This window comes from Roseovarius aestuarii (assembly GCF_019966515.1).
In the GTDB taxonomy this organism is placed as follows: Bacteria; Pseudomonadota; Alphaproteobacteria; order Rhodobacterales; family Rhodobacteraceae; genus Roseovarius; species Roseovarius aestuarii.
Genome location: NZ_JAIMIB010000020.1, coordinates 43,661 through 56,820, shown reverse-complemented (window position 1 = coordinate 56,820; position 13,160 = coordinate 43,661). Strand labels below are relative to the sequence as shown.

8 protein-coding genes and 1 tRNA gene are annotated in these 13,160 nt (G+C 54.7%); 4 read left to right on the top strand and 5 right to left on the bottom strand.

Annotation, left to right across the window (positions count from 1 at the left end):
* The first annotated feature begins 3 nt into the window (after positions 1-3).
* Positions 4-1,473, top strand: coding sequence for a hypothetical protein (locus tag LC334_RS19270; protein ID WP_085801943.1), 1,470 nt, complete (start codon positions 4-6; stop codon positions 1,471-1,473).
* Between the two features lie 123 nt (positions 1,474-1,596).
* Positions 1,597-4,110, top strand: coding sequence for a GcvT family protein (locus LC334_RS19265; RefSeq protein WP_085801942.1), 2,514 nt, complete (start codon positions 1,597-1,599; stop codon positions 4,108-4,110).
* A 102-nt stretch (positions 4,111-4,212) separates the two neighbouring features.
* Here the strand turns inward: LC334_RS19265 and LC334_RS19260 are convergent, their stop codons facing one another.
* Positions 4,213-6,015 (bottom strand): ABC transporter transmembrane domain-containing protein, encoded by a 1,803-nt coding sequence (locus tag LC334_RS19260; protein WP_085801941.1) that lies wholly within the window; start codon positions 6,013-6,015, stop codon positions 4,213-4,215.
* 324 nt (positions 6,016-6,339) lie between these two features.
* Positions 6,340-6,413, bottom strand: a tRNA-Gly gene (locus LC334_RS19255).
* A gap of 434 nt (positions 6,414-6,847) precedes the next feature.
* Between LC334_RS19255 and LC334_RS19250 the strand changes: the two genes are divergently transcribed.
* Positions 6,848-7,738 (top strand): DNA/RNA non-specific endonuclease, encoded by an 891-nt coding sequence (locus LC334_RS19250; protein WP_085801940.1) that lies wholly within the window; start codon positions 6,848-6,850, stop codon positions 7,736-7,738.
* Positions 7,739-8,122: 384 nt separating this feature from the next.
* Here LC334_RS19250 and LC334_RS19245 read toward each other — a convergent pair whose 3' ends face one another.
* On the bottom strand, positions 8,123-11,290 hold the full coding sequence (locus tag LC334_RS19245; RefSeq protein WP_139836501.1) for a KAP family P-loop NTPase fold protein: 3,168 nt from the start codon (positions 11,288-11,290) through the stop codon (positions 8,123-8,125).
* Entirely contained in the window at positions 11,247-11,456 is a 210-nt protein-coding gene (locus LC334_RS19240) for a hypothetical protein (RefSeq protein WP_223413082.1), read from the bottom strand. Before LC334_RS19240 ends, LC334_RS19245 begins: the two co-directional genes overlap by 44 nt.
* A gap of 39 nt (positions 11,457-11,495) precedes the next feature.
* Here LC334_RS19240 and LC334_RS19235 point away from each other — a divergent pair, with 39 nt between their 5' ends.
* The gene (locus tag LC334_RS19235; protein ID WP_085801938.1) at positions 11,496-12,515 is read left to right on the top strand and encodes an IS110 family RNA-guided transposase; all 1,020 of its coding nucleotides are present in this window, start codon (positions 11,496-11,498) and stop codon (positions 12,513-12,515) included.
* Positions 12,516-12,869: 354 nt separating this feature from the next.
* On the opposite strand, the gene LC334_RS23310 is transcribed toward LC334_RS19235, so the two are convergent.
* The gene (locus tag LC334_RS23310; protein ID WP_223413084.1) at positions 12,870-13,157 is read right to left on the bottom strand and encodes a tyrosinase family protein; all 288 of its coding nucleotides are present in this window, start codon (positions 13,155-13,157) and stop codon (positions 12,870-12,872) included.
* Positions 13,158-13,160: the final 3 nt, after the last annotated feature.

Genomic DNA, 13,160 nt, shown 5'->3' with positions numbered 1-13,160 from the left:
TTCATGTTTAATTTTCAAGTCGTTATATTTGCGTTGATCATGGCGGTGGTCGGCCTTGGAGTTGATTATCATCAGCAGAGCCTGAAAGCCGATCTTAAGCTCGGGGATTTGAGCATCGCTGACTATGTCGAGACCATTTCCGGACGGTTTAGTGATGTGCAACAGGCCAAGGCGGACAAGATCGAAGAACGGGGGCGGGCAAAGCGCCGGCGCGCGGGCGTCCGCCCATATCTGCCCGAAGCACCCGAGGGCTGGACGCGCCGCGAATGGAATGCTGGGGATAACAGCCGGATTTCCGAGCCCGCGCGTGAGATGGCAGATTTTGAAGAAGAACTTCTCGCATCGAACACGCTCTTGAAGAACATGGCCGCCGCCTCGGAAAAACGTGCGGCTGAGGAATTCAACAGCCAGACATGGGTCTATGAGCGTGGCGATGAAATCGTGTCGGTCCGGGCGCGTGTCTCTGAGGCCCCCAAAGGCAACACGATCAGCGCGAATGCGATGAACATGATCGCCGGCAACCTGAATGCGATGAACATCATGGAAGGGTGGGGCGTCATTCAGGGGGTGGCGTATGGCACCTATTCCTCATTTGCGTCAAATGAAGAGAAAGATTACCTGACGCTGAGCGCTGTCATCGGGTTCGGCGATGAAGTGAAACTGAACGTGCGCACAAACACAAGCGACGCTGCAACCCGCGAGATACTTGACCTGATTGATTATGACGAGATGAATGCCCTTCTGCCTCGCCCGCTTGCGCATGTTGGCAAGGGCGCCAAGGAAATTCCACTTGCGCAGCAAGCAGATTTCGCCACCCGCATGATCGAGCTCCGCGAAGATCTGATCCAGCAACGCACGGCGGCAGCGGAGAACTGGTTGCGGTCAGCGTCTTCCCCCGAAGATGCCATGACGCTGGCTTTACGCCAGACCGGATTTGGCGTCAGCGGAACGATGGGTGCGGCGGATGCAGCACTTTCGGACGCGATGGAGGATATCGAAGCCAAAGGAGTGGCGGCGCCGGATGAACTGGCAAGTCTGGATCAGTCCACCTCGGATCAACCTGTGCAAACAGTCCGCGCTGATGTCTATGACGATATCGGGATGCAACGGGACAGCACTCAGCATGCGCTCGCTTCGGTACCTTTGCCTGATCAGATGATACTCGAGCTGCAATCGATGAGTGCGTCAGACAGATCGATGGCCGAGATCGGCCTGGGTTTAAGCGTCCGCAAATTCGAAAAGAAAAACGGATTGCTCAAGGGAAGTTGCGAATTTTCGATGGTCAACTACCGGGTAGAATGCGGCAATGAACCAAAGGAAGCCAACTCGGGAACTCTGGGCAGCATTCTGAGCTCGTTCATGAAGCGCGACGACAAGGAAGAGGCCGCTCCTGCCGCCAAACCCAAACGGCTCCAGCTATCCGGCGGCACCTCTTGTATGGAGAATTCGCAGGGCGGTTTCTGCAAGAACTGACGCGAAAATTCATGCGCGGCAGAGCGCTCGCGTCGGTTTTGCGCGATCGAGCGTCGGCTGGGCTGCGCACGACGCCGCAGGGCTGATAAAACTCCGTCAAGTCATGCAACGGAGTCGCATCACATGAAAACCAATGTCAAAGCCCTTGTTGTCGGCGGCGGTGCCGTCGGGACGTCGATTGCCTATCACCTCGCCAAGGCGGGTTGGGATGATGTGATGCTGCTGGAGCGGGATGAGCTGACCAGTGGAAGTACCTGGCATGCGGCGGGTCTTCTGCCACTTTTCAACATGTCCTATGCGACAACTCATATCCACAAATACTCGGTCGATTTCTACAAGACGCTTGAGGAAGAAACCGGCCTCAATGCGGGCTTTGCCGTGGTCGGCAACCTGCGCATGGCGCAGACGCAGGAACGCATGGACGAATACATGCTCTATGCTTCGACCGCCGAGACCTGTGACGTGAGCTACGAATGGCTGAGCGCTGATCAGATCAAGGAACGTTGGCCGCTGATCCACACAGAGGACCTGAAAGGTGCGATCTATCATACAGAGGACGGCTATATTAACCCCGCCGACGTGACCCAGGCGATGGCCAAGGGTGCCCGTCAGCGCGGCGTTGCGATTGAACGCAAATGGCAGGCGGATGCGTTCCACTGGAATGGCAGCCATTGGGAGGTCACCTGCTCGAAAATGATCGAGAAGGGTGGCAACCTGGTGGCCTCGGACGAGCAGATCGTGATCACCGCCGAGCATGTCGTGACGGCATCGGGCAACCACGCACAGCGCACCGCTAAGATGCTGGGCATCAAGATGCCGGCGATCCCGGTCGAGCACACGTTCATCGTCATGGACAAGGACCCCGAGCTGGTGAAATACCGCGAAGCGGGCAACCCCGAGCATCCGGTGGTCCGCGATGCCGACTCCGAATCCTACGCGCGTGAGGAACGCGGCGGCTGGATCCTAGGCATCTACGAACACGGCGCCCCGGCGCGCTTTGAATACGGCGTGCCCGACAGTTTCCGCGCCGACTTGTTCCCGCTCGATCTGGACCGGATCGCCGAGCAGTACATGGCAATGACCGAGCGTGTGCCGTCCTGCGCCGAATCCGGCCTCAAGGACGATTTCAACGGCCCGATCTGCTACACGCCCGACGGCAATCCGCTGGTTGGTCCGGCACCGGGCCTGCGCAACATGTGGCTGGCCGAGGGGTTCAGCTTTGGCATCACCGCCGCCGGCGGCACCGGCTATTATCTGGCGCAGATGATGGTCGATGGCGAGGCCGAGATCGACATGGCGTCGCTTGACCCGAAACGTTACAGCCAGAACTGGATGACCACCGAATTCGCCGCGCGTAAGAATGAGGAATGCTACGAGCACGTCTACATCCTGCACCACCCGGACGAAGAACGCCCGGCCTGCCGCCCGCTGCGCACCGCGCCTGCCTTTGACCGCCAGAAAGCCCGTGGCGCGCAGTTCGGCTGGGTCAATGGCTGGGAGCGTCCGAACTATTACGGACCGCTCGATGCGCCGGACACCTTCGACCATGACAGCCGTTCGTTCCGTCGTGGCGGCTGGTGGCAGCACGCCGTGGAAGAGGCAAAGGCCATCCGCGAAGGCGTGGGCCTGATCGACGCCACCGCCTTCACCAAGCATTCCCTCTTCGGGCCGGGTGCGACTGAATTCCTTGACTGGTTCACCTGCAACAAGCTGCCCCGGGTGGGCCGCATCAACCTGACCTATGCGCTCACGGCTCATGGCACGACACGCACCGAATACACGATCGTCCGTTGGGCCGAGAACGAGTATTACCTCGTCTCTGCGGGTGCCTGGACAGAGTACGATCAGGATTACCTGCTCAAAGCCATCGAGGACTGGAACCCCACGAGCGAAGGCAAGTGGGTTGGTGTACAGGACGTGACCACCCAATGGGGCGTTTTTGCCATTGCCGGGCCGAAATCCCGAGATGTACTGAACGAAGTCATCAAGGACGCCGATCCGGCCACCGCGCTTTCGAACAAGCGTTTCCCCTGGCTGTCAGCGCGCAAGATTGAATTGGGCATGTGCCCGGTCAACGCGATCCGCGTGGCCTACACCGGCGAGCTGGGATACGAGCTGCACCACCCAATGGAGATGCAGAATTACCTCTTTGATCTGCTGGAGGAAGCCGGCAAGAAGCACGGTATGAAGCTGGTCGGCGCGCGCGCACAGAACTGGTTGCGCCAGGAAAAGAGCTACCGCGCCTTCGGTACCGAACTGGGCCGTGACGCGACCCCGCTCGAGGCCGATCTGTCGCGCTTCGTCGATCTGGAGAAAGACTTCCACGGCAAGGACAAGCTGGTCGAGACCGGCGTGCGCGTCAAATGCTGCACGCTCCTGATCGACGGGCCGGCGGACGCCGATCCCTGGGGCCGTGAAGTTCTCTATACACCGGATGGCACGCGGGTTGGGCGCCTGACCTCGGGCGGATACTCGGTGGTTTTCGGTAAATCCATTGGCATGGGCTACGTCACGCCTGATCTGGCGGTTGAGGGAACCAAGCTGAAGGTCAAAATTCTGGATAAGTTATGGGATGCGACCGTCACATGTGACAGCCCCTATGATCCCAGGAACGAGGTTATCCGGATCGACGGTTGACCACTGATCTACAGCGCTGATTTTCCAAGGGCCGGGCAATATTGTCCGGCCTTTTTCACGAGACCGTATGGTATCGTCAGCTCTCCGCGGGGTCGCGCGCGGTTACTCGGAAAGCGCGGTATCAGATGTGAACTGCAGCCGGGCAAGGCGAGCATATAGTCCGTCTTGTGCTACCAGACTGTCATGTGTGCCTTCTGCAACGATCCGGCCTTGATCCATCACGATAATCCGGTCTGCCTTCTTCACCGTGGCCAGCCGGTGGGCGACGATGATTGTGGTCCGGGTTCGGGCCATCGCGTCCACCGCCTGCTGCACCGCGCGTTCGCTTTCCGCATCAAGCGCTGAAGTTGCTTCGTCCAGAAGCAGCACCGGCGCGTCGCGCAGGATCGCGCGGGCGATGGCGATACGCTGTTTCTGCCCGCCCGAGAGCATCACGCCACGCTCGCCCAGATAACTGTCATAGCCATCGGGCAGGGAGGCAATAAAATCGTGCGCGGCTGCCGCCCGCGCGGCGTTTTCAACCTCTTCATCCGTCGCATCCAATCGCCCAAAGCGGATATTATCGCGCGCTGAAGTGGCAAAGATCACCGGATCCTGCGGCACCAGCGCCATTTCCAGCCTGAAATCGGCGCGCATCATCTGCGACAAAGGAATGTCGTCCAACGTGACCTGCCCGTGATCGGGGTTGTAAAACCGCTGAATAAGCTGCACGATCGTGGTTTTTCCGGCGCCGGACGGGCCGACCAGCGCGACGGTTTCGCCCGGTTTGATGGTCAAAGTCAGATCATCCAGCGCGGGTTGTTCGGGGCGCGATGGGTAGGCGAAATTGACGCGCTCAAAGCTGATCGCGCCCTTGACCGGGCGGGGCAGGGCGGTGGCCTGAACGGGATCTGTCACCGCATCGGTGGCATGCAGCAGGTCAACCAGCCTTTCGGTCGCACCAGCGGCGCGCTGCAATTCCCCCCAGATTTCCGACAGCGCCGCCACGGATCCTGCGACCATGACCGAATAGATTACGAATTGCACCAGAGTGCCCGCAGTCATCCCGCCGGCGCGGACATCACGCGCCCCGATCCAGAGCACACAGACCACACCGGAAAAAACCAGAAAGATCACGATCACGGTCATCAGGGCGCGGGTGGTGATGCGTTTGCGCGCGGCGGCATAGCTTTCCTCGGTCACATCGCCAAAGGCGTCGCGGCTGGCATCCTCATGGGTGAAGGCCTGCACTGTCTGAACGCTCAAAAGCGCTTCGGACGCGTTGCCGGAACTGGCGGCGATCCAGTCCTGATTTTCGCGGCTTAGGACGCGCAGCCTGCGCCCCAGCGTGAGGATCGGCACGATGACCAGCGGCACGATCAGCAGCACCATTGCGGTAAGTTTTGCCGACGTAAAAAGCATAAGGACGAGACCGCCCAGAAAGATCAGGAAGTTTCTGAGCGCGATCGACACCGAGGATCCGATGACGCTGAGGATCAGGGTCGTATCCGTGGTGATCCGGCTGAGCACTTCACCGGTCATGAGGCGTTCGAAAAAGGCGGGGCTCAGTCCGATCACGCGGGCGAACACCGCCTTGCGTATATCGGCCACGACACGTTCGCCCAACCTCGTGACCAGCGCATAACGCAGCCCGGTCCCAAGAGCGAGCAAACCCGCGACGCCAAGGGCTGCGGTGAAGTACAAATCGAGAATCGCGCCATCCGTGGCACCAAAATTGTCGACAACCCGACGTACCGCCAAGGGTAAGATCAGCGAAACACTGGCCGTCAGCACGAGGGCCAGCAGGGCGCCCAGCAACAACAACTTGTAAGGTGCGAGAAACGGCCAAAGCTGGGACAGAGCGCCCATGTCTTTCGATTTCTCGCGGTCGAGCATATCTGCCCCGTTTGACGCCCTGCGCACCATGTGTTGCTTCTCCAAGATGTTCGGTCGTGTTTGGCTGTCACAGATGCAGCGGTCAAGGGTCAGATCGACACGGAAGACAGTGAGATGTGATCAGGCGTTGAAATCCATGCATGTATCGCAGCGTCGGACCTCCGAGGCCGCTCTTTGTGAACGCTATCAAGTGTGATAAATCTAGGGATATTATGCCTGGAGCGGGCGGCGGGAATCGAACCCGCGTCATTAGCTTGGAAGACAAAAGTGCAAAATCTGAAAAATCTTTATTTGTCGGTAGTTTGTCGGAAACGTTCCTATTTCTTTGTAGGTGATGTGTCGGAAGTGGATTTTTGGAGCGGGCGGCGGGAATCGAACCCGCGTCATTAGCTTGGAAGGCTAAGGTCTTACCACTACACAACGCCCGCTCAACAGGATTATCACCTATTTCATTGCTTTTCGGAGGTCAAGTGTTGGAGCGAAGCTGATGGTTTCATTTTGACACTCAAGGCGTAGTCTCGGCCCAATCCGGCCATCCAGCGTGAGTCATGGTTGCTGCGGCTGCAGCCCGCTTTGCTGCCATTCGCCGCGAGCGCGAAACTGAATGCTGCTCGAAATGCCGATCGATGAGGACTTACTTGCCTTTCGGTTTTCGGTGAAAGCATACATCGGTTGTAGTAAGGATGAGGTGTATGGTGCTTAACCTCCATGCTTTTGCCGCGCAAGCACACAGCTCGCAAAGCGCGAAAAAACCTCTGACGTACAATCTCTATTTGTTTAAATCTGTGGAATCAGCATAGCCTCGTTTTCGTCGGGCGAGCCCCCTGAGCCTCAGGTGGCTTTCTGATTTTAGGAGGTTAAGATGGACGATCCATTTCAAATACAAAGAGAGTTGCGTTACGGAGCGCCGGTCTGTGATCAGGTTCTGACTGGGCGGCACTTTACAATCGGGTACTCATGGTATTTTCGACAAGCCAAATGGGTGCTGGAAATCATAAAGCCAAATGAAACGTTGTTGGACATCGAATATGCTGATGGCGATCGGCTCGATAACTTTCGTCCAGATCAACGCATCCCCAGACGGTTCCGAGCGAGCTTGGAGGCTTATAAGGGCAGCGGATTTGACCGCGGTCATTTAGCCGCCAGTGCCAATTTAAACGAGACTGACATTCAAAACAGCGAGACGTTTTTGCTCTCCAATATGTCCCCGCAGCTGCCCAATTTTAATAGAAAGATTTGGCGTGACCTGGAAATTGCCGTCCGCGAACTTAACGAGTATCACAGTGTGCTGGAAACTTATGTTCTCACGGCGCCAGTTTTTGATTTTGAAAAAAAGATCGAGGTCATCGGAGACAAAGACAACAAGTACGGGATCGATATTCCCATTCCTCATGCTTTTGTCAAAAGTGTCCTTGCGGAAAAGAGAAATGGCGAATTCATTCTTTCGACCTTTAAAATCGACAATGAAGAGCAAGACGCCGATCTGCGTACTTTTTTGGAGAAAACCTACGACGTTGAACAATATGTTGGTGGCAGGTTTTGGGACCGTGTGTCTGGCGGTGATCTGCATAAACACAAAGAGGTCAAAGGGGAGATGTGGATAAGAAAAGAAGAAATGCTCGGGCCGTGGACCCAGGCAAAGTTGTCGTCGCTGAAGGAAGAGCTTGTGGTCGATATCGCTATTATGAGAGGGCTGGATGCGTCCGTGGATGACCGGAAGTCCGATACGATCGAGAAGATTCTGGCTTCATGAAGAAGCGCACCGTGTCCCACTAAGAGCGTCGCATCCGCAGAGGCTCTTTCCTCTCAGGGACGGCGAATTTTTTTTTGACGGATGGTTGCCGTACAAGGCCTAGGAAAATAAAAAGTCAAGCCGCTGGTAAAAGCCAACGTTGATATCTAATGCCAAGTTCGACGTGTTAGGCTCGATACCGTCATCGTAGAAACTCAGTAACTTGCTAATAAACTTTTCTGGCATGTTGAGGACGACCCTGTGTGGTCGTTAGCTCCATAAATTTTTCCGAATTACCGCATATCCAAAGCTGCCATTCACGCAATTGGCCATTAATCTACATTTTGGCAAAGAATGCCATCGATATGTCAAATTGTGTAAAACGAACGAGCCTTCGACTAGTCCTCACACAGAACTCGGCAAAGTTCTCCCACTAGTCGGAGGGAAAATGATATTCAGCCTTTTGATTGCGGCCGCATCAATCCTGCTGTCACTCCATTCATTGGGTGCACCCTTTACACTTGGAAAATCGAGTAACGCCATTGCGTCAGGGTTAGCGAGAATTGCTTCAGTCCACTCGTCGGCCGAGGAGTTATCCAGCCCGGCAATACTGACTTGCGTTTCAGGATCGTGGATTCTTGATACCAGTTCGGGCCAAGTCGCCAAGGTCATGAATGTTTGCCGCCATTCTGTCATCAGAATGATCCATAAAACCAATTGCCGCCAATTCTTCGTGTCTGGTTGAATCCTAAGTGTCGTCCTGGCAATCTCTTGGAACAAGGCTATTGAATTAATTATGCGTTTGATCTGCCGAGGATTCGGCGGAAGTAGATCAGATATGGGTTCCAACCTATGTCTAGTTGCTGCTTGAACCTTTTCGTCTGCTGCAGATCGCAAGGCGGTTCTTCGGTCGATTGCAGTCACAACTTTTTCTTTGAGCTCATCGTCAATCGATTGCAGATTTGCAATTGTGTCACGAACTTCGGAGGCGTCCCTGTCGCGTTGGGATGGTTCCAATGTGGTATCCAATTTGATCATCGCATCCTCGACAATTTTCCTCTCATTTTCAGGCAGTTGTTCTATTGAGGTCTCTGAATCGTAGTCTACGCCCAATAATGATCGCACAAACTCGGAGCGTTGCTCTTTGGGGATGTCGGGCAATATGATTGAAAGCTGAATCGCCTTTTCAACAAACCGGCCGCCGAAGGTATGCTCGGAGCCCACGTCAATCCCCTGCATTACTTTATGAGCTTCCGAAAACGCTTGCTCTATCCAGTCGCGGTCGCCGAGCAGCAAGAAAACAATGCGAGGACTTTTCAGTATTGTTTGCATTCCACGTACAAGTTCGACGACAAACTGCGGTTCGCACCGGTCGATATCGTCCACAACCACGATAATTGGATGTCGAAGGCGCTTCAAAAAACCGGAGAAGTGTTTTCGAAACCGCTCCAAAGGATCACCAGCACCAAGTGAATAGTTGTTTGCTGATGCTGGGCTACCCGGAAAAAGCGATTCCGAAATCACGCTCACAAACGCCCAAATCGCTGACGCTCCCCCGAGCGTCAATGTCGCCGCACTTAATACTAGTGGTGGCCAACTGTCGAATGACCATGTGAACTTGTTTTTCGTGTCGTCAAAGCTGAGCAGCCCGTATCTAATTGCCAAAAAGGCCATCAAAAGAGTGACAATGGAGATTCCAAGGAGGTTGCGTGTCTTGGGTTGAAACAAGCGCCACCACAATTCGGCCATCCACAGTTTCAGCCACTTTGCGTGACGACCGATCCATCCGGATGACCTTCCCCCGAGCTTTGCCACGACTGAATTGTCAGGATCGGGGTTTAGTTTCGCACGCACCGCATCAAAAGTTTGTTTACGTATCGCTTGATAAAAGCACCACCACGGCGGGTTCACGTGCTGATGTTGCCAGGCATTGAAATCAACAATGAACCAAGGCCGCCGATACTTGGCCGGCCAAAAGTTTTCATTTTCCAAGTGGATGCCAGATAGGACTTTTGGAAGCGATTTATTGAATCGATACGGGTTGAGCATGCTAACGAGGTAATTTGCAAAGCTGGTTTTCCCACCTCCCCACGGAGCGTCTATATGGACAACAAAGCCAGCGTTGCCGGGGTTTTTCGCCATTTCGTCCCAGATTCGATTTAGCCTAGCTGCAAGCATGAAGGATAGATCCGCACGGCCCAACAAATCCTCGTCATTCTCGGGTGCATCGCTTACAAAAACCACTTCGCCTGCTGGCGGACGGGATGATGAAATGGATTCTGATATCAGTCCCTTGCGGTTGTGCGATTCTAAAAGTGAGTTTATTTTCTCCGCAACGTCATTTGGCAATTGGTATAGTGAAAATTGCCACATCCCGGGATTTAGTCCGGTTTGCGCAATGACTTCTTTGCGGTCTACAGGCGCTTCATCAAAAAACTCAACGACGGTTGTTTTGACACGCTCGACACCGCCCGTGTCCAGAATTCGATCTGCGGAATTGATGAAACCTGTACCTACAATTCCACCTTTGTCTCTTCCTTTAGTAATTGTGCGCCAGTAGACTACCGCATCTCCTGGCCGCATCTCGTCGATGTTTCTGTTCCCAATCTTCCAATCAATTTCAGTGTCCGCACGAGCTTCGCTCACCCATTGCGCTACTCGATCCCCATCCTTGAACTGCGCCAACCAAGCATTTCGAGGTGACTTGGAGCGATCGAAATCTGCTTCTCCAACGCCATCAACAGATCCGTCCTCTGATAGCGCTCTTGACTCGACGAGTCGGGCCAATTCTTCTACGACGTCGTCAGCAGGGCGGTTCCAGAAGTCTCGTTTCAGGGCCGCGATAGAAACGTCGGCTCTCTCCCCAAATGCGCTCGTAGGTTTGTCACCGGTGGTATTTGGAATGATCCCCCGGTACCATTTCAGCCAAACGTACCATGGCCCATTAACAACTAGTTTACTTTTATCGAACCGATCGAACGGTTCACGCATCGAAAGCGGAAAGTTGGTCAGATATCTGCTGTCCCCCCTAACGTCCAACAACCAGAGTGCTTGCTTTGAAAGATCATTTTCGTTGCCTAAATTTCCTTCAAGCCACTCTGCATCTGCTCCTATCGCATCCCATTCGCCAGCACCCCTAGCCGGGGAACCGAGGCTGGCAGAAAGCTCAAGGGCGGGTCGAAGTAGCTGATCTTTGTCCGTTGTGCCGACGTAATCTGCGACGATCAAAATAACCCGCCCGGCGACGAGTTCCTTGCCATCAACGTGCTTTTTAACTTTAGCGATGGCTTTTCTGAGATCTTCCGCAGCCTCTTTTTGGGCAAATCCAATATTTTGATTTGGATAGAATGCACTCGTCCAGATCAAAAAACTTGCGCGAAACGCTTGGAGAAGCAATTGTTTTTGCTCTTCAAGCGGTACAGAACTTTCAGCCAAATCGAACGTGGTCAATACCCTCGGCAGTCCTCTAAGGGCTATTCTAGTTGCAAGTTGATTTAGCCAGGTATCGGGCTTGTCCTTCCCCCAGTTTTCAAAAGCAGTCAGGTTGTTTATCTTGACGGATGGCGCGGCCAAAATCACCTCCAGTGCAATACATCGTTTTCAATTTTTTTAAGGTTGCCCCGAAACGCTGGTATTTAGCAACTTCGTTGACAATCGACTTGCTTGGTTGAGTGATAGCAGCATGGCCCTTAGCGGATGAGGTGGGTGGCTCCTGCTCCACCGACATCGAATGTGCCAAAGTGCAGTTATCTTCGACTGCTAGGAAAGGAGCCACCCAATGACAGTAAAGACCGTAGGCCTGGATTTGGCCAAGGATGTTTTTCAAGTTCACGGCATTTCTGAGAATGGCCGGATCATCTTCAACAAAGCCATCAAGCGGGCAAAATTGCTCCGGTTCTTTGAGACGCTTCCGCCCTGCAGGGTCGGGATGGAAGCGTGCGGTTCTTCCCATCACTGGGGACGTCAGCTGCGCAAGCTTGGCCACGATGTGAAGCTCATGCCCGCCGGTTACGTCAAACCGTATGTGAAGCGCGGCAAGAACGACGCCGTGGATGCTGAGGCGATCTGCGAAGCAGTTCGGCGTCCGACCATGCGTTTTGTCGAGATCAAGACGGAGGACCAGCAAGCCATCCTCTCGATCCATCGCACACGAGATCTGGCAGTCCGGCAACGCACCCAGATGGCCAACATGATCCGCAGCCTTTTGCGTGAGTTTGGGCATATCTTGCCCATCGGGATCGAAGCGGTAACGGCCTTTGCAAAGCGTCACCTTGATGGTGACCACCCGGACATGCCTGAGATCGCCAACGGCATGCTCGGCATTCAGTGCTACCAATTCATCGGCTTGAACACGCGCATCGACGGCTATTCCAAGATGATCGAACAACATGCCCTGCTGAATGCAGACGCACGCAGATTGATGCGCATGCCAGGGATTGGGCCGATCACGGCATCGGCAATTGTTGCCACGATCGGGGATGCACATCAATTCCGGACAGGCCGTGACCTGGCGGCCTGGCTTGGTCTGACCCCACTCAACAAGTCCAGCGGTGGCAAGGAGCGCCTTGGCAAGATCACCAAGAAAGGTGACCGGTACATACGAAAGTTGCTGGTCGTCAGCATGACATCGCGTGCCGTCATGGCGAAACGCTCGCCAGAAAAGGTCGACCTGTGGACGGCGAAGATCATCGCAGACAAACCATTCCGATTGGCAACGACCGCCATGGCAAACAAGGCAGCGAGGATCATCTGGGCAATGCTCACGAAGCAACAGGAGTACCGGCAGCCTGCGTTCTAACCGCGCCGGCTGCCCACGAGATGCAAGACGTTGAAGTGATGATGCGGAATCAAGTCAACCAAGAGCAAGGACACTCCGGGAATGTCAGCGGCCCTCTTTTAAGGTCGATTAGCCGATTGGAACCTCGCTCGCGGAATTCATCAGGGCCAGCGGAACACCACCGCACAAACAGGCCGAACAGACGACGGTACTGACGAAAATATCCGCAAATATCACCAAAAAACTCTTGCAATGCAGGAGCCACCCACAGACGACATTCACTGGGGTCACGAACGCTGCAGTGCGGCTTCCCCAGAGCAGCCATTCAGCGAATACTTTGAAATGCTGTCGGTACGATATACAATCAACGTAGTACTACCCGGTCGCCGGTTCGACATAGACCGTGTCACGCGGGTCATCCCCTTGGAGAACGGTGACAGCTTCGGGTAAAGTACGTCCATCCCAAGGATACATCGGGTCGTTAGCGGTATGCCCATAGGAGCAACCCTGCATTGGCACATAAGGCTCATTTCCACCTGACGGTGCCCATTTCGACCAAATCCGATCCACATTGGCGTGATGCAAAAAGAAGACGGGATCATTTGGCGATGTCCCAGGCCCCATCGATCCCCCGAGCCGTGTATGTTCTAAGTTAGAAAGCAGTGT

What these genes read in the sequence shown, in the direction of transcription:
- LC334_RS19270 (WP_085801943.1), top strand. Translation starts at nt 4, where the DNA reads ATGTTTAATTTTCAAGTCGTTATATTTGCGTTGATCATGGCGGTGGTC.
- LC334_RS19265 (WP_085801942.1), top strand. Translation starts at nt 1,597, where the DNA reads ATGAAAACCAATGTCAAAGCCCTTGTTGTCGGCGGCGGTGCCGTCGGG.
- LC334_RS19260 (WP_085801941.1), bottom strand. Translation starts at nt 6,015, where the DNA reads ATGGTGCGCAGGGCGTCAAACGGGGCAGATATGCTCGACCGCGAGAAA.
- LC334_RS19250 (WP_085801940.1), top strand. Translation starts at nt 6,848, where the DNA reads ATGGACGATCCATTTCAAATACAAAGAGAGTTGCGTTACGGAGCGCCG.
- LC334_RS19235 (WP_085801938.1), top strand. Translation starts at nt 11,496, where the DNA reads ATGACAGTAAAGACCGTAGGCCTGGATTTGGCCAAGGATGTTTTTCAA.